Below are 17,565 nucleotides of genomic sequence, written 5' to 3' on the forward strand. Positions count from 1 at the left end.
TTTACAAATATAGCACACTTTCTGGAAAATGTCCATGTAATTGGTCACCCGGCTAAGTAGCCGCTTTGTCCCTATCAAACATCCCTTGTAACACAAGAAATGGCGCGTCAAGCAGAACAAACGCATTATGAAAGGAAGAGCGCAACCACGGTAAGAGTATGGTATTTTTATACTTTTACTCATATTTCCATCACAGCAGTATAGGTAACCCTTACTGGCCGTTTGCCCATCCAGGCCATATTAAAGGAAGAGATGGAATTTTTAACGGGTGTGAGTCTCATTCAACGCAACTATGCTTCTATGGTTACATTATTAAGTAACTTGACAAGGAAGCATGCAGCGTGCCATAAAAAGGACGGGAAAGAACGTCTTTACTAATGAGAGTCTGTTTGTGCTATACAGACATCCAATTCCTGAGCAGCAACGAAGATAATAAAAATGGCTTATTTTTGGCAGAAAGATATGAGTGGAGGCAATACTTTTTTATGACGCATTTGTATTTAATTCGTCATGGTGAGGCTCTGGGAGCCGTACATGATATCATTGGAAACACGGCGCTCTCACCGCTGGGCATCCAGCAGGCGGAACACCTGCGCGACCGCCTGGCCGCGACCGGCGAAATTCGCGCCGACGTTCTGATCTCCAGCACATTGAAGCGCGCGCGTCAAACTGCCGAGATTATCGCACCTGCGCTGGGCCTACCGATCGTCTTTGATGACGAGGTGCAAGAGCTGCACGATGGTGTTGGCGATGGTATGAGTGAGAAAGAGTATCGCGCGAAATATGGCATCGTCAACTTTCGCGAGACGCCTTTTCGCCCGGTGGCTCCCGGCGGTGAAAACTGGGGCCAGTTTGTGCTGCGCGTCAGTACGGCGCTTGACCGCATACTACGCGAGTACGCAGATAAAACTATCGTCATTGTTTGCCACGGCGGGGTCATCGGTATCTCATTCCTGTATTTCTTCGGCATCAACACCGTCCACTATCCACAAACCGGCTTTGACACCTACAACACCTCTATCACCCACTGGCACAGGAGCATACGCCCTGATAGGCCGCCCCGCTGGCGCTTAATTCACTACAACGATGACATGCACCTGCGCGATATCGCGTCGCGCGTCCGCATCCCCTGGCGCGATCTCGCCGCTCAACCTGCCGAAGGGGCGGAGCAACCGGAGGCGCCATTTGAGGAGAATAATCTATAAGAGAGACTCGCATACACAAAGGAGGCTACCTAACCATGGACATCATCGAATTTTTCCGGCACGAGCAGAAACGCCTGCATGACTGGATGCGCGAGGCCGTCAGCGATCTGACGCCCGAAGAGTGGAATGCCACAATAGCGGGGCGCGGCAACAGCATCGCGTTCTTGATGTGGCATAGCGTGCGCACCGAGGACAATATTCTGAACTTTATTTTACAGGGACGCCCGACCATCTGGGCCGAGGGCAACTGGCACGAGCGATTGGGCCTGCCGCCGCGCGTGCAGGGAACCGGTATGCCAACCGAGGAGGCGCGTGCTTTCCATATCGCCGATCCCGCCCTTTTCATGCAGTATGCTGAGCAGGTCTGGCGTGCGTACGAGGACTACCTGGCAGGCATTACCGATGGCGGGGCGGAGCTGTCCGCGCGCGTGGTGACGGTGAAACCGCTGGGTACGATGCCCGCCATTCTGACGATTGGCCAGGTCTCTATTTCGCACCTGTTTACGCATTATGGGGAGATTTCGCTGCTGCGCGGGGCGTTGGGCAAGCAGGGGATGACAATTTAGAGCGCTGTTCAACCAGGCGCAATTGGTATATAATGTGCTTCGGACTTAACTGATTGCATCATACAATCAAGCGGGCGGTGTAACCCTGCGGCGTAGTAATGTTTGTACGAAAAAACATCTTCCTATGAGCGAGAGGTCCGGGCGCCGGGATCATCAGCTATCCTACCGGGCGAAGCAAAAAAGCTATGAATGACAGGCTTTAGCAGGGAGTACACCGTGGGTTCGCTGCGCGGAAAACAATCGGGAACGGACCTCGCGGCGGTAAGGAATGCCGTCGATGGGCAGAGTTTTCGGGGAGCCGGTGTGCAGGAATTTCAGACGTTCTACCAGGAGAACCTCGGTCTGATCTATCGCTACGTCTACAGTAAAGTGGGCAATCGCGAAGAGGCCGAGGACCTGACGTCACAGATATTTATAAAAGCAGTGCGGGGAGTCGATACGGAACGTGGGGCGCTCAGCGTCCAGAAGTGGTTGTTTCAGGTAGCGCGTACAACCATTGCCGATTACTGGCGAACGCATTATCGTATTTCGACAAGCTCACTCGATGAATTGCTGGAAGCGGGTTGGGAAGGACCGGCTGAAGAGGGCGCTATGCCCAATAACAGCCATCCGGCGGAGCGCGTGCAGCGTATTCTGCGCGCTCTGCCCGAACATTATCGCGAAGTTTTGACATGCCGCTTCTTGCTCAATCTCTCAATCCGGGATACGGCAGTTCGCATGGGCCTGACGGAAGCGAACGTCAAGGTCTTACAATTCCGTGCTTTGAAGCGCGCGGCCGATCTGGAAGACATGGTTACGGAGGCCATGTGATACGATATGATACTATAGTATAGTAGTAGTGCAAGGAGCCGGCAATAGGGGTGTCTAAGGTAGATATCGCGACACCCTCTTCTAGCGGAGAACAGGACATTATGGCAGGCGAAGACCAGGAACGCTTTGAGGACTATCTGGAATTGGAGCACTTCATCGAGGAGCTTCAAGCGGGACATGTTGCCCATCCGCCGGAGACGCTGACGCCCGCTAAAGCCAGGATATACCGTATGGCCGCGCTGTTTCGCTCAGCCTCTCTCGATGAAGCCGAACCACGCCCCGAATTCGCGGCAGAATTGAAGGGCCGCCTCGAGCAGGAAATCCAGCAGCCCGCGAAGCCGCAGCATTTCCCTTTCCTTGCTAAGAAGTCGCAAAAGCCGCCCCGCGTCTCCCGGCGTGCCCTGCTCGGCGGCGGTGCCGCTGCCGCTGCTTCAATGGTGGTAGGAGTCGGCCTTGGCGCGGTACTTGAACACCCATCGCAACCACAGACCACCACGAAGCAGCAACAATGGGCAGCGTCCCTTGTGCCCGAGGGAGAAGGAGTCTGGGTCACGGTGGCGAAACTGGCCGAGCTTGGCGATTCGGCGATTCGCTTTACCACCGATTCCATCATAGGCTACCTCATTCGCAGCGATGGGGACCAGGGTGAGAAAGCTGGAGCGATCATCGCGTTTTCGGCGGCCTGCACGGACATGGGCTGTATCGTCAACTGGCAGGCGAAGGACCGCAAGTATGTCTGCCCCTGTCACGGTGGCCTCTTTACCGAATATGGCAAGCCGGATGCTGCATCCCCGTTACCTTACCTGGCGTCGTTGCCGCGGCTGGATACGCGAGTCACGCAGCAGGGCAAGGACGAGGTGATCCAGGTCAGGGTTCCGGCTCCGGCCAGTACGGGAGCAAAATGAAGCGGGGTTTGCTGGCAATCGCTGCCGGAGTCGCCTTTCTTATCCTGATGACGGGGCTGGGAACCATCATCACCAATATTGTTCCTCAACGTACCACCGCGCAGGTGCAGACTGCGCAGGCCGGGCCTTATTCCGTTACCTTGCAGGTCAATCCCAATCCACCACCGGTTACTCACCCCACCTCTCTTTCGATTCAAGTGTTGCTGAGCGCCACGCACCGGCCCGTCTCCAATGCGCGCGTTACCCTGGCAAGCGACATGGAAACGATGGATATGGGAACGGATCGCGCGGATGCGCGTCCCTCAGGCAACGGCATGTATCTGGCCCGAGTCCAGTTTTCTATGAGCGGTCCCTGGGCGATACAGGTTGCTATTTCCGCGCCTGGGGAGCCAGGGGCCATCGCGATGTTCGAGGTATCAGCACAGTAGAAGTGAGGGATTCTTCGCTGCGCTCAGAATGACATGCCTCGGAGATACCTGGCTGTGTCCGGGGCCATGTCATTCTGAGCGCAGCGAAGAATCCCTCAGAATGACATGCCCGGGATACAGCCAGGTGTCTCCGGGGCCATGTCATTCTGAGTGAAGAAGCCGCAAGCCCTGAGCGGAGCGAATGGGGAAGAATCTCTGCCCACCATCAGGAGAATCGCCGCAATAAAGATTCATCCTCATCCCATCCAACTATGCTATACTTAAGTATCATCACAATCATACATAGTGATACATACGAAGGAACCATCCATGTGCATATATCGCGGACAAGATGCCGCAGAGGGCAATGATATACGTTTATCGGCCTCATCGCCACGTGATTTCGTCAAAACCCGTTATCGATCCCGGCGGGCATTGTCGCCCGTTTTCCTGGCGTTTCTTTTGTTGTTGCTTGCGGCCTGTGGAAGTTCTGGTACGCAACCGGTTCAGAAGCATGTAGCGGCGCCTTCATCAACGCGGGCTGCGCAGAGCCAGGGGCAGCAGTTGCTCGGCCAGGCAGCGCAAAAGCTGAATACAGCGAAGACGGTGCATGGCATTTTTGATATGGCGATCAGCGGACAGGTCTACAATGGGACCGTCAATACCGAGGTGTGGAATGCGACGCCGGACAAGAGCCGCACGCTTGTACGGCAATCCACCATCACACGTTTCTCCGCGGGCTCGCTGATTGTTTCCAACGGAAAACAGGTCTGGCAGTACGATCCGGCGCAAAAGGTTGTCTATACCGGCCCGGTATCTCCTGGTAATGGCGCAGGTACACCAACTGCGACTCCTTCTGGCGACTCAAATGGGAGCGGCGATCAGATTCTCTCGTTTTTGAACCTGGTGCAATCGGTGTTTACGCGCAGCAATGCGACGCTGGTCTCTTCCTCTGTCAACGTGAATGGCGTGGAAACATACAGGGTGCATGTCACGCCGCAAAGCGCGGCCGCGACCCCGGGGTCGCGAAACTTCAACTACGATGGCGATGTCTACCTGGACAAGTCGACCATGCTGCCGGTGCGCATCAGTTTGACGATTTCGGATGTCGGCCTGGTGACGCTGAACGTGCCTACGCTCACACTGAACCCGGCGCTGCCGGACAGCCTCTTTACGTTCTCGCCTCCGGCAGGTGTCAAAGTGCTTCCTTTGCAGCAGCAGAACAGTTCGTCGGGCACCGGCATGATTACGCTGGCGCAGGCAGAGCAGCAGGCGGGCTATCATCTTTTAAGCATTCCTGCCTCGCAGTCCGGCTACCAGTTGCAGGGTGTCGACGCGCTTGGTGCGCCCGGTAACCAGATTTACGCGCTCAATTACACCATGGGCAGCACGACTTTTACCATTTCGGAAGGCAAATCTTTAGCCAACCTGCCTGTTTCCGGCCAGCAGGTCGACCTGCGCGGAACAACGGCGACGCTCTCGACATCCAACGGCACCAGCACGCTCACCTGGACGGAGCAGGGTATCGGCATTCAAATAGCAGGAGCCTTGAGCAGCAATCAGATAGAGGCTATCGCGAAGTTGCTTGCCTGATATATATGACCAGGGCGACCACAAGGGTGCATCCCTACCCTGTACGAAGCGCTTCGTACAGGGTAGGGATGCACCCTTGTGGTCGCCCTCTCTCCCTTGCTGTTCCCCCAAATTTGATCGGGTCAGACACCGACCGGAGCGCCGGGCCGTTGGGCGACTGCGATAGCCCAGGCGGATAATATAATTACCAGCGCGCCGATGATCCAGGCGCTCCAGGCCATCCCCGTATGGGCCACGTAACCAAGCACCCATGGCGAGATGAATACCCATATGCCAATCAGAAAGTTAATCACCGGGGGGATGATGCCTTTGGGGAATGCCATCGCCCATAATGCTACCAGCACGGTCAGAGCGCCAAAAATCCAGGCGTTCCACGAACTCCTGGCGATTTCCCAGGTAACTGTGTACCACGGCGCAATGAAAAGGATGATCCCAAGTATCAGGTTGCACCAGCTTTGCCAGCGCGTCCATGAGCCGCCTGTATACCACGCATTCCTGTTCATCATAACTGTACGTTCTCCTATTCTAGAGGCTACCTTGCGGCAGCTTCTTAACTACATTTCCGCCAAAAACATCCTTGCCATGTGAAGACCACATGCATAATAAGCAACCTGCCAGCAGTGAGAATGTGATCGAAAAGTTCAAGGCTGCTTTCATTCATCCGCTCTTTGCTAAGAGTCACATCGATGTAACCTTGCTTTCAGTGTAAGATTTTAGGGTTAAGGAGCGGTAAACAGGGCATTAGATATATATGAGAACAAATTAGGAATGAATTAGATGGCAGGTCAGGAATGTTATTGACGGGTTTGCCTTTCACCGCCTCTTTGTGATATACGAGAAGGAAACGAGAGAAAGTGAGACACAATGCATGACTCAATTTCCTGAAGACTTCTGCTGGGGCGTCGCCACGGCAGCCTACCAGATCGAGGGCGCGGCACATGAAGATGGGCGAGGCGAATCGATCTGGGATCGTTTTTGCGAGAACTCCAGCGCCACTTCTCCAATTACGGATACTTCCAGGGAGCCGCCTCCGGGGAAAGTACTCAACAACGACAGCGGGTTGGTTGCCGTTGATCACTATCATCGCTACCTGGAAGATGTGCGCATCATGCAAGACCTGGGCATCAATGCCTATCGCTTCTCGATTGCGTGGCCGCGCATCCTTCCCACCGGCAGGGGGCAGGTCAACGCCGCCGGCCTGGATTTTTATGACCGGTTGGTAGACAGCCTGCTGGCCGCGAATATCGAGCCTTTCGTAACGCTCTATCATTGGGATTTGCCGCAGGCGCTGCAGGATGAAGTGGGTGGTTGGGCGAGCAGGGAAACGGCGCCGGCCTTCGCGGACTACGCTGATATTGTATCGCGCCGCCTGGGAGACCGGGTGCATCACTGGATTACGCTCAACGAACCGTCGGTCAGTGCCTTTATGGGCCATGAATCGGGCGAGCATGCTCCGGGGCTGCGCAATCCACGTATCGCCTGGCAGACCACTCATAACCTCTTACTGGCGCATGGATTGGCGATTCCCGCCCTGCGCGCTAACGGCGATGCGGGAACACGCGTGGGCATAACGCTCGTGGTTACGCCGGTTTTTTCGGCGACTAAGGCGGAAGAAGACCGGCGAGTCGCGCAATTCCTGGATGGAAAACTGAACCGCTGGTTCCTCGATCCTCTTTTTCTCGGGCACTACCCCCCCGACGTGCAAATTCTACTGGGCAACATGGCGCCAAAGATGGAAGACGGAGACCTGCAGATCATTGCGCGCCCGGTCGATTTCCTGGGAGTCAATTACTATTTCCGCATGATCGTTCGCCATGTGCCAGGACAGAGTCCACTGAGCCTTGAATTGGTACAACCCCAGAGTTCCGAATATACCGCCATGGGCTGGGAAGTTTATCCTCCCGGTCTCTCTGCCGTCTTGACACGCCTGTACCAGGAATATGCGATTCCCCGGTTCTACATTACGGAGAGCGGCGCGGCGTTCGACGATACAATCAGCGCCGATGGGCGGGTACACGATCCACAGCGTATAGAGTACCTGCAAGATCACTTTCAACAGGCACGAGCTGCCATCGCGGATGGCGTTCCGCTGGCCGGATATTTTATCTGGACGCTGATGGACAATTTCGAGTGGGCGTTTGGCTTTGCCAGGCGCTTCGGCATCGCCTATACCGATTATCCCACGCTGCGGCGCATTATCAAGGATAGCGGCTACTGGTATCGCGACGTGATTGCCTCAAAAGGAGAGCAATTATACTGATCAAAATGCGACGCGCGTCGCATTTTGATCAGTATAACTGCTTTTTCCAATCTTCCAATATCTGTATATCAAAGGCAAAAGCCAGGTCGGGTATTTCGTCGAGCGCGAAGAGAGCCAGTTCGCTGATCTCTTCTGGCTGTGGTGCCATCTCACTGATGTCGTCGTTGATGATGCTGGCGGCATAGGCAACCAGGATGTGAGGATTGCCTCTCTCGCTATAGAGGCCGAGCAGGGCATCAAGCCGCACGTCCAGGTTTGTCTCCTCTTTGACCTCGCGTATTGCCGCGTCCTCGACCTTTTCGCCGCGGTCGACGTAGCCACCGAAGAACGTCCATTTGCCGCGAGCCGGTTCCATGTTGCGCCTGCCCAGCAGGATTTTTCCGCCGTGCTGCACGACAACCACCGTGACCAGCTTCGGCTCCAGAAAGAGGATGAAGCCGCAGGCAGGACAGGCCGGTCGCGACACGTGGGAGACGGTTTTTTCGAGCAGCGGCGTGGCGCAGGCCGGGCAATACTTGAACTGCGAGGCCATAAGAATTACATAGTCTCCTCTACTACCGCGGCCAGGGCGCGAATGAACAACGGCGAGGTGTTCAGCGATTCGATACGCGCGAATTCGATGCCGTGTTCTTCAGCCTGGGCGCGCGCTCCGATCTCAATATCATAGAGGATTTCCAGGTGGTCGGCCAGGAATTGCACCGGCGCGATCAGCACGTGCGTGTAACCGGCGGCGCGCAGCTCCGGCATTACATCGGCAAAGTCCGGTTTGAGCCATTCTTCCGGCGTGTGACCGGCGCTCTGGTAGCAGAACATCCAGCGTTCGGGCGGCAGACCTACCATCTCCGCAACGCGCGTCGCCGTCTCCTTAAGATGGTTAATATAATCCGGCTCGTTCTCAACCACCCGTTTGGGCATGCTGTGGGCCGTCAGCAGCACCGGCACGCGCTCGCGCACACCCGGCGGGAAGCGGTCGAGCGCCTGCCGCACGCGTTCGGCCAGAGCCTGTAAGAATAAGGGCTGCAGGTGCCAATCTCCTGCTATCTTCAGTTGCAGATCATCGCGGTGCAGGTTCGCGACGGCATCCTGTAATGTGCGCACATAGCCGCTCATGATAATGGGCGAATATTGCGGGGACATGATGATGCCCACCAGCTCCTGCGCGCCGGCAGCCACTTCGGGCACCACCTCTGCGATGAACGGCGGCGCGAAGCGCATACCGGCGTCGACATGGAAGCGCGGGCCGTTGGGATGCTGGCGGTTCAATTCCTCCTGGAGCGCTGCCGCCTGCTCGCGCGTGATGCGCAGCAGCGGCGAACCTCCAATCAGATCATAGCGGCGGCGGAATTCCGCGATCAACGCTTCATCGGGAGCGCGTCCACCGCGCACGTTTTGCAGGTAGACGGGAATATCGTCAAGCGTCGCCGGAGAACCATAGGTCATCAGGATAACCCCGACACGAGAAATGCTCATTGTTCTTGATCCTTCTTAGCGCTGTGTGGCCTGGTGAACGGCGTCGACCAGCCTGCGCAGCATCTCTGGTGGTGTAGGAGCCAGCACGCCATGACCAAGGTTGAAGATGTGCCCGGGCCGGTTGGCGGCGCGCCTCAGTACATCGTGCATGCCCTGCTCGATCACATGCCAGGGGGTCAGCAGCAGCGTGGGATCGAGATTGCCCTGAATGCCACGGTCATAGCCGATGCGCTGCCAGGCATCGTCAAGATCGACACGCCAATCGACGCTGATAACATCTCCCCCGGCCTCGGCCATTAACTCCAGCAGGCTGGCCGCGCCGGTGCCAAAGTGAATAGAGGGCGTGCCCGTTTGTTGTACAGACTCGAAGATGCGTTTTGAATAGGGCTGCACGAAGCGGCGATAAACGCTGGGGCTAAGTGAGCCAACCCAGCTATCAAATAGTTGCACCACGTCGACGCCCGCGCCGATCTGCGCGAGCAGATAGCGAGAGACGACCTCGGTCAATTTATTCATCAAAGCGTGCCAGACCTCCGGCTGCCCGTACATCAACGATTTAGCGAGGGCATAATCGCGCGATGGGCGCCCCTCGATCATGTAGCAGGCGAGCGTGAATGGAGCGCCGGAGAAGCCGATCACGGCCTGTTTGCCCGCTAATTCGTGCTTCACAAGCCGGATGGCCTCCATCACAAACGGCGTGGATTCCTCGGCATCAATGACGCGCAGGGCCTCCACATCCTGCATGCTGCGCACCGGATTATGGATGATCGGCCCGATCTCCGGCTCAATCTCAAAAGAGATGCCCATGCGCTCTAGCGGCAACATGATATCGGCGTAAAGCACGGCGGCATCGACGCCAAATTCATGCACCGGCATCAACGTGACCTGGGCGCACAGTTCGGGCGTTTTGGCCATGGTGAGGATATCGTAGCGTTTGCGCAGTTCGCGGTACTCCGCGAGGCAGCGCCCCGCCTGGCGCATGAACCATATGGGCGTGGCGTCTGGCTGCCGGTGATGGCAGGCATCTAGAAAACGCGCTACTCCGCTGTGTTGCGATACAACAGATGATAGTGTATTTGATTGCATTCTGTTTCCTTTTTCAATCTGGTTTCACCGATAATCGGAAGCGAAAAGCGATGGGACAAAGCGACCTTTTCGCCTTTATATAATAGCGCGGCCTTCTTTTTATGGCAACAAAAATCTATGTAAATCTTCATGAGGTGGGAAGAATTTCTCAATTTCTTAGATTTCGCGGAAAATGCTATGCTGGTTATGAACCGGCATGGTATACCGAGAGATTGGCGAAGCTGGCCTCACCACTGGTATCCGGGCTGAGCGTGCCGGCGACGAAACCCATCTGGCCCGAAGTGTAGGTGGTATCGTGTGCCTCGCCCACAAAGGTTCCGTTGATGAAGAGTTTGAAGTCACTGCCGCTGGCAATGATGAGCAGGGTATTTTTTTGCCCGCCCGGCGCGATGGCATTACTCGCTGTATTCTTGATGAGATAGACGTATTGAGCGCCGGCGCCCGCGTCATGGCGGCGGAAGAAGAACTCACCCTTATTATTGATTTCGAAATCGTAGAACTGATCGGCATTGGCGCGGAAAATCAATCCTGCATCGCTGCCGGAAAGCAAGGAAACATTTACCTGTATGGCTACATTGTCGAAGGTCTGTCCATTGAGTTCGCATGGCTGCAGGTAATTTGCCGACGTGACAACCACATGATATGTACCCTGACGGAAGATGCAGTTGGTGCCATCATTGGGCCAGTTGTCGCTAGAATTGCCGCTCAAATTATCTTTCAGCAGCGGAACGGTACTCGTAATCGCTGTCGCTGTGGCATCAGCTGCCTGCTGTGTAGCCTGAAGATCAGGGGTGGATGCTGGTTGAGTAGCGGCGGTGGTTGAAGTAGCAGCAGTTCCAGGCGTGGTGACAATCGCTGTTGCGGATTGGGGCGTTGTGCCCAGCAATGTACCCGATTGCGAGGCAGGTGTGTGGTTAACGATGGCAAAGACGACCAGCGCAATGATGAACAACAACACGCAGACTCCCATCAGCCCGGTAATCAAGAAACCGTTCCTTGGGCTGCGTCTGCGGCGTCGACGTGCCACTGCCGGACGCTGTATGGGGTAAGCGGGAGTCGATGGGGAGCGCTCTGGTGTTGATACAGGTTCAGAAAATCGTCCGCGGTTCGATCTACCTCGCGCGGTCACTACAGGTGGGTTTGTGCGGGATCTCAATTCGCCGCGCCCGCCCCTTCTGAAGGAGCGCCGGTTGCCAGAACTTCTTCTCTCAACCTGGGGAATCGCGGTAGGCTCTGCGACCGGGTCAGAGGGCAAGACAATCTGTGCTTCCTGTACCGGCAGGAAAGGAGGTGTCTCAGCAAGTATTGGAGGCGTTTCTGAATATACGGGCGGCATAGGCTCTTCCAGGTCGTTCATCTCGTAAAAAGGAGGCTGTTCTGCGATGGAAGTGGAGGTCGCGAGCGCCTCTGTGTAAGCCTCGGCCAGTTCCGTTGCCGTCTGGTAGCGATAGGTAGGGTCCTTATCCAACGCGCGCAGGATGACTTGCTCGACAGCGGGAGGGATGGCAGGATTGATATAAGAGGGAGGAACCGGCTCTTCGTGCAGCTGTTTCATGTAGACTGCCATGGGCGTTGGGCCATCGAATGGCAGCTGGCCGGTCGCCATTTGATAGAGCAGCACGCCCAGCGCGTAGATATCGCTGCTGGAGGTGGCAGGGCCTTCCGCCAGTTCAGGGGCCATATACTCAGGGGTTCCCAGGAGCGTTCCCAATTGTGTCAGATCGTTGGCCCCACTTACTGACTTTGCCAGTCCAAAATCGGCCAGGTATGCGTAGTGATCATCGCGCAGCAGGATATTCGAGGGTTTGATGTCGCGGTGTACGATGCCGTTGTCATGAGCGCATTGCAGGGCAGCGGCGATCTGTTGCAGCAATTCAGCGGTCTCTTCCAGCGTCAAATCGCCGCGCTCCAATCGTTCGCGCAAGGTATCATGATCGATGTAGGGCATTACCAGGTAATGCCACGGCCCTTGCTCCCCGGAATCAAAAGCGGGCAAGATATGCTCATGGGTCAACTTTCCGATGGCCCTGGCCTCGCGTTTGAAACGCTCGATATATTCCGAATGGCTGCTGCTTACCACCTTAATCGCCACATTGCGATCCAGGTCTTCATCGTAGGCAAGATAGACCTCAGACATTCCGCCCTGGCCTAATTTTTGCTTCAGGCGATAGCGACCTAAAGTGGTTCCCTCTAATCCGGGCATAGTTTTATCATTTCTGCCATTGAACCTGCTACGCCGACTGCTACTAGCAGGCGAGGACAGGCACAAGGCGCTGTCTCTACAGGGCTCCAGGCAGTATAATCACCCCTGGAGACCGATGTCAACCTCTACATTCTACAGCCACGTCCATCTAATGGTCAGCGTGTCCGTGTTTATGTCCATGTCCGTGCCCATGACCGGGGCCTTTCGGATGGTGCTGCTCAGGTGGTTCAGGTGGCTGCCCTGGAGCACCCGTAGGACCATGGGCGGTGGGCGTTGAAGTCTTCACCGGCGCCGGTGTCGGTGTGGGAGACGCAGTAGGCGAAAATGGACGCACCGGTTGCAGGGCGGCAGCTCCAAAACCATCACTCGCGCCTGCCACGATTGGCGCCGTTATTCCATTCCGTCCCAGCATGATACCCAGCGTTAACGGTGTCACCAGCAGCATTAGCACGGCCATACAAGCAATACATCCCATGCGCACTTTACCTGGCCTGTGTTCCCTGGATGCTCTGCGGAGCCGCTCCAGTCCTTCCGGCATCTTGAACGCTACCGGCGGGTATATCTCGCTAGTTTTCCTTACCTCAACGTGTACCGGGGCAAGATTTTCCGCTACTGCATCGAGGCCATCATCTGTGGGAACCTCTCCCAATGTCAACGCCCGTTGATAGGCCCGCGCCATTTCTCGCGCCGTTTGAAAGCGACGCCGTGGGTCTTTCTCTAGCGCACGTAAAATGACCTGTTCCACCGCATACGGAATAGCAGGGTTGAGCTGCGAAGGTGGTGCAGGTGGCAGGTGCAGGTGTTTCCAGCAAATAGAAAGCGGCGTACTGCCCCGGAAAGGCAGCTGTCCCGTAAGTGCCTGGTAGAGTACGATGCCAAGGGCATAGATATCGCTGCTGGCGCTTTCGGGTTTCTCCGTCAACTCGGGCGCCATATATTCGGGGGTTCCCACCAGGCAGCCGGTTTGTGTGATATCGCTACCCTCTTCAATTGCCTTTGCCAGGCCAAAATCGGCCAGGTAGAACGACTCTCCATACTCACCGTCAAGCAGGATGTTCGAGGGTTTAATGTCGCGATGCACAATGCCATGCTCGTGCGCGAACTGCAAGGCACCTGCTACCTGCTCGAGCATCTGACCGGCTTCTTCAGGCGTCAGGAGCCTGCCCGCTAAGCGCTCGCGTAATGTTCCCTGGCTCATATATGGCATCACCAGGTAATACCATCCGTCGCATTCACCGTGATTCCAGGTAGGTAAAATATGTGGATGCGCCAGGGCGCTCAGCACTCGCACCTCGCGCTTCAGGCGCTTAAAGCAATCGGAATCGTCTCCTGGAACTAATTTGATAGCCACCTCGCGCTGCATTTCGAGATCAAAAGCCAGGTAGACTTCGGACATTCCCCCACGGCGCAGGAGATATTGCAGTTGATAGCGATTCAGTATTGTCACCTGCGGTTGTAGCATACTCTTGGACCCCTGATAATAGGACGTACCATACCTTACAGAGTTAACACGTTCTCTTGCAAGGAATGGTGTCATACAAATTATTTAACGTATTGCTGTAGAGACAGCGGCTGGTGCCTGTCCTCGTTGGCGGTACCAGGACAGGCACCAGCCGCTGTCTCTACAGCATGTCCCGGTGCGGTTGTAAGCATTCATCATCGGCCCCGTGTGATACAATTGCTGCTATCTATGGACGCAACCTCAATCCTGGAAGGGAAAAATATATGCCGGATCGCCTTGTCTACTCCACCGATGGAGGAAGAGTTGATACCTGTCCCACCTGTGGATTGCCATATAAACGCTGCCGGTGTGATCAAACGACGCCAGTGGCCTCTTTAAAGAAAAGCGATGGCATTGTGCGCGTAATGCGGGATCGCAAAGGACGCGGTGGCAAAACTGTGACGGTCATTACAGGTGTACCTGCCAGCGGCGAAGCTCTGGCAGCCCTGGCACAACAACTGAAAAAACTCTGCGGCTCCGGTGGAACGGTTAAAGATGGAAATATCGAAATCCAGGGCGATCATTGTGATAAAGTGATCGCGAAAATGACCGCTCTGGGATATAAGGTCAAACGTGCCGGGGGATGAAATCTCTCCTCTCCATTTCCGCTTTCTTATTGTCAAGTTGGAATAGCCACGTAATCGGGTAATCCTGGTTAATCTTCCGTAGGGACAGCGTCTGGTGCCTGCCCTCGTCGGGGGTTCCAGGACAGGCAAAGGCGCTGTCCCCAGGGGAATTCCCTCAGTATCGAGAGGATAGAGAGATGAACATTCATGAACAACTTGAAAAAATATTGGCGGATTTAGGAGTTGAGATGGATTACGCAGAGCGCGAGCACCCAGAACACCCGGACGAACACTCCGTTCCAGAAGTCTCGATTTTTCAATCTTCACGCGATCATTACGGCGTGTTCTATCGCCTGGACATCATTGACCACGTGCCGCAATTGCGTATTATGGTGCCGATTGAAAATGGCCTGCTGAAAGTGGAGATTTATCTGGTACGATTCAGCGCGCAGACGCCATTCCATAGCTGGTTTTCCGGCATTGGCGCCTATCATGGCAGTTCCGCCTACGAACAGGGGCGCGAGGCGGCGCTCCAGCATCTCCTGTACGCGGCTGCCGAGGTGATGAAGCAGCTTTTCTGGTCAGGTGATCTAGAAAGTATGTGCTTCCCAAAGGAAATCGATGTGCAGCGGCTGCTCTAAAGCGTAATCCGGTTAGGATAATTGCATGAACAAGGCCAGGACATGCCCTCGGGCATGTCCTGGCCTTGTTCATGCAATTATCCTAGCTGATATACTCCTCTTTGACCTCTTTGCGGTACTCCTTCATTAGCTTGCGTACCTTGGGGTCGATTACGTACTGGCAATAGGGCTGGTAGCCGTTCCGGTCGTAATACTCGCGGTGGTAGTCTTCAGCAGGGTAGAAGTTGGTGAATGGGCTGATCTCCGTCACAACCGGCCTTTTATACGCGCCCGATTTTTCTAACGCTTCCTTCGATGCCAGCGCAACCTGTTTTTGCTCCTCGTTCGCGTAGAAGATGGCCGAGCGATATTGCGTACCGATATCGTTGCCCTGCCGGTTCAGTGTTGTGGGATCGTGGAGGTGCCAGAAGATTTCCAGCAGCGTTTCAAGAGAAATGATGGATGGATCATACGTCACTTGAATGGCTTCCGCTGCCCCTGTTCTCCCCGAACATACTTCCTCATACGATGGGTTTTTCACCTGCGATGCCGCATATCCAGGAATCACGGATGTGACCCCCTTGAGCCGCTCAAAGACTGCTTCGGTACACCAGAAGCATCCCCCGGCCAGCGTGATCGTATCTAACTGGGACATCTATAACCTCAACTTTCTTGTTGTATGCCTGTCCTGGTAACTGTATGATGAAACAAGATGACACCGCAAATTATTCTTTACCAGTTCATTCCAGTTCAACTGGAGAATACATAGGCAGTTCTGAGGAAACAACGTTCTGAATAACTTGTTCCTCAGGCTGCGCAAGAATAATCTGCTTACGCTCGGATGTGCGTATCAGCCTGACGCCAATAACAACATAGAAGACGCACAATATTCCGAAGATAAACAGGGGCAGGCGGAAGTTGAAGGCGTAGAGAGGAGCGGACGCGGCTGCGCCAATAAAAGCGCCTATTGAGCTAGATGTGGCGTACATACCCTGCACCCTGGTGCGAAAGTTGCTCCCCGACGACGCTGCAACATGCGAGTCGAGGGAGGGCTGTATGAAAGCATACACCGCGCCATGCACGCCATATAGCACTACAACGGTCAGCGCGATACTGGCTGAGGCATAGGCGAGATAGATCGGTATCTGCGCAAGCCCGAAAATGAGGATCAACCACGAACGAGGCCAGCGGTCGGCAACGCGACCACCAAGCGGCGCCAGCAGCGCGTTGGGCACAGACCACGCCATAAACGCGAAGCCGATGACGGCGACGGATGCTCCCAGGTGATCGTGCATCCACAATGGAAAAAGCGTGATCTCGAAACCCATGTAGAGGAAGTTGCCGAAAGCAATCAGGTACGCGCCTATGAGAGCAGGCGTGAATAACATCTTGTATGAGGTGGTCGTCGTTATCCTCTCAACGATTTTCTTCTGTTGCCGCTGCGTATGAATTAAAGTCAGCAGCAGCACGATGGCGATGAGACGAAAAATAATGGCGACGACAAAGGTGCTCGTGTAGCCCGTCACGGCCAGGATGCCCCCGATGCCGGGACCCAGTAGAAAGCCGATGTTGAAGAAAGCCCCAAATAGTCCAAATGCCTCGCCTTGCTGCTCTACTGATACCGTCTCAGTAATCATCGCGCGGGCGCATGGTAGCATACCAGCAGCTGCGATGCCCTCGAAAAATCGCAGTACGATGAACATCACCGGGTCCGTCACATACAGGTAGAGGCCGGTTAGCATAGCTTGCGCCAGCAGGCTCAATATAAGAATCTGCTTGCGTTCCCAGCGATCACCCAGCCAGCCGATAGGGTACTGAAACGCAAAGGTCGAGATCAGGTAGACCGACCCCATCAGGCTGATGAGGGCGAGCGATGCTCCACGTGACTCAGTATAAAGAACGCGCACGGTTCCTACCATGCCGCTGCCGGTATAGGCCGCGAACACTGTCAGCGAAACGGCCAGCAGCGTGCGATTGCGCAGCGCTTTGAACATATCCATTTAGATCCGCCCTGACACTATACTGAGGAGAATAACCAGCAGGCAAAGCAGGCTTCCTAAGATGAGTATGGGCAGGCTTATCCCAATAGCCATGCCGAAGAGCGGCATCAAGATGCATAGCAGGAAGAGCGATAGGGTCAGGCGGCGACCAAACGCGGCAGATCTTATTTGCGTTCTGAAGCCAGGATGTCCATGCAAAGCGCCTGACCTGGCGAAAAGAGGAAATAAGAATCCTTTATCTTCCCTGGGGTCGTTCCAATATCCAGACCCGTATGTGAGAGCGAGAGGAGCATGATGTATGACATCACGTTCCAGGCTTTCGCGTTGCTGCCTCGCCAAATCCTGTAGTAATAATGGAGACATCGCTCACCGG

General features: G+C 55.3%; 18 protein-coding genes. 9 read left to right on the forward strand and 9 right to left on the reverse strand.

The genetic code is table 11. The features are described from left to right. Window positions 1-485 precede the first annotated feature (485 nt). The 6 genes from VFA09_10775 (at window position 486) to VFA09_10800 (ending at window position 5,486) form a co-directional block, all read left to right on the forward strand. Window positions 486-1,205, forward strand: coding sequence for a histidine phosphatase family protein (locus tag VFA09_10775; GenBank protein ID HZU67748.1), 720 nt, complete (start codon window positions 486-488; stop codon window positions 1,203-1,205). Between the two features lie 35 nt (window positions 1,206-1,240). Then, a complete protein-coding gene (locus tag VFA09_10780; GenBank protein ID HZU67749.1) occupies window positions 1,241-1,771 on the forward strand; it encodes a DinB family protein in 531 nt (176 codons plus the stop codon). A 216-nt stretch (window positions 1,772-1,987) separates the two neighbouring features. Next, window positions 1,988-2,581, forward strand: coding sequence for a sigma-70 family RNA polymerase sigma factor (locus tag VFA09_10785; protein HZU67750.1), 594 nt, complete (start codon window positions 1,988-1,990; stop codon window positions 2,579-2,581). Between the two features lie 50 nt (window positions 2,582-2,631). Continuing rightward, complete coding sequence (locus VFA09_10790; GenBank protein HZU67751.1) at window positions 2,632-3,486, forward strand: Rieske 2Fe-2S domain-containing protein; 855 nt, start codon at window positions 2,632-2,634, stop codon at window positions 3,484-3,486. Then, window positions 3,483-3,914 (forward strand): FixH family protein, encoded by a 432-nt coding sequence (locus VFA09_10795; protein ID HZU67752.1) that lies wholly within the window; start codon window positions 3,483-3,485, stop codon window positions 3,912-3,914. The genes VFA09_10790 and VFA09_10795 overlap by 4 nt, the downstream gene beginning before the upstream one ends. Before the next feature lie 309 nt (window positions 3,915-4,223). Continuing rightward, complete coding sequence (locus VFA09_10800; GenBank protein ID HZU67753.1) at window positions 4,224-5,486, forward strand: hypothetical protein; 1,263 nt, start codon at window positions 4,224-4,226, stop codon at window positions 5,484-5,486. Between the two features lie 122 nt (window positions 5,487-5,608). On the opposite strand, the gene VFA09_10805 is transcribed toward VFA09_10800, so the two are convergent. Further along, window positions 5,609-5,992 carry an SPW repeat protein gene (locus VFA09_10805; GenBank protein HZU67754.1) on the reverse strand — a complete coding sequence of 128 codons (384 nt, stop codon included), beginning with the start codon at window positions 5,990-5,992 and terminating at the stop codon, window positions 5,609-5,611. A 362-nt stretch (window positions 5,993-6,354) separates the two neighbouring features. Here VFA09_10805 and VFA09_10810 point away from each other — a divergent pair, with 362 nt between their 5' ends. After that, window positions 6,355-7,746 (forward strand): GH1 family beta-glucosidase, encoded by a 1,392-nt coding sequence (locus VFA09_10810; GenBank protein ID HZU67755.1) that lies wholly within the window; start codon window positions 6,355-6,357, stop codon window positions 7,744-7,746. 28 nt (window positions 7,747-7,774) lie between these two features. Here VFA09_10810 and VFA09_10815 read toward each other — a convergent pair whose 3' ends face one another. From VFA09_10815 to VFA09_10835, 5 genes are all read right to left on the reverse strand, one after another. Continuing rightward, complete coding sequence (locus tag VFA09_10815) at window positions 7,775-8,278, reverse strand: NUDIX hydrolase (GenBank protein HZU67756.1); 504 nt, start codon at window positions 8,276-8,278, stop codon at window positions 7,775-7,777. Between the two features lie 5 nt (window positions 8,279-8,283). Beyond that, window positions 8,284-9,216 carry a ferrochelatase gene (hemH, locus tag VFA09_10820; protein HZU67757.1) on the reverse strand — a complete coding sequence of 311 codons (933 nt, stop codon included), beginning with the start codon at window positions 9,214-9,216 and terminating at the stop codon, window positions 8,284-8,286. A gap of 15 nt (window positions 9,217-9,231) precedes the next feature. Next, window positions 9,232-10,302 carry a uroporphyrinogen decarboxylase gene (hemE, locus tag VFA09_10825; GenBank protein ID HZU67758.1) on the reverse strand — a complete coding sequence of 357 codons (1,071 nt, stop codon included), beginning with the start codon at window positions 10,300-10,302 and terminating at the stop codon, window positions 9,232-9,234. Window positions 10,303-10,486: 184 nt separating this feature from the next. Then, complete coding sequence (locus VFA09_10830; GenBank protein ID HZU67759.1) at window positions 10,487-12,505, reverse strand: protein kinase; 2,019 nt, start codon at window positions 12,503-12,505, stop codon at window positions 10,487-10,489. A 148-nt stretch (window positions 12,506-12,653) separates the two neighbouring features. After that, window positions 12,654-13,967: a serine/threonine-protein kinase gene (locus VFA09_10835; GenBank protein ID HZU67760.1), complete on the reverse strand. Its 1,314-nt coding sequence runs from the start codon at window positions 13,965-13,967 to the stop codon at window positions 12,654-12,656. A 263-nt stretch (window positions 13,968-14,230) separates the two neighbouring features. Between VFA09_10835 and VFA09_10840 the strand changes: the two genes are divergently transcribed. After that, window positions 14,231-14,593, forward strand: coding sequence for a translation initiation factor Sui1 (locus tag VFA09_10840; protein HZU67761.1), 363 nt, complete (start codon window positions 14,231-14,233; stop codon window positions 14,591-14,593). Between the two features lie 176 nt (window positions 14,594-14,769). Continuing rightward, window positions 14,770-15,213, forward strand: coding sequence for a hypothetical protein (locus tag VFA09_10845; GenBank protein ID HZU67762.1), 444 nt, complete (start codon window positions 14,770-14,772; stop codon window positions 15,211-15,213). Window positions 15,214-15,295: 82 nt separating this feature from the next. Here VFA09_10845 and msrA read toward each other — a convergent pair whose 3' ends face one another. The 3 genes from msrA to VFA09_10860 form a co-directional block, all read right to left on the reverse strand. Next, a complete protein-coding gene (gene msrA / locus VFA09_10850) occupies window positions 15,296-15,847 on the reverse strand; it encodes a peptide-methionine (S)-S-oxide reductase MsrA (protein ID HZU67763.1) in 552 nt (183 codons plus the stop codon). An 85-nt stretch (window positions 15,848-15,932) separates the two neighbouring features. Continuing rightward, window positions 15,933-17,192 carry an MFS transporter gene (locus tag VFA09_10855; protein ID HZU67764.1) on the reverse strand — a complete coding sequence of 420 codons (1,260 nt, stop codon included), beginning with the start codon at window positions 17,190-17,192 and terminating at the stop codon, window positions 15,933-15,935. Continuing rightward, window positions 17,193-17,555, reverse strand: a complete 363-nt coding sequence (locus VFA09_10860) for a hypothetical protein (protein HZU67765.1) — start codon at window positions 17,553-17,555, stop codon at window positions 17,193-17,195. Window positions 17,556-17,565 lie beyond the last annotated feature (10 nt).

Source organism: Ktedonobacteraceae bacterium (assembly GCA_035653615.1).
In the GTDB taxonomy this organism is placed as follows: domain Bacteria; phylum Chloroflexota; class Ktedonobacteria; order Ktedonobacterales; family Ktedonobacteraceae; genus DASRBN01.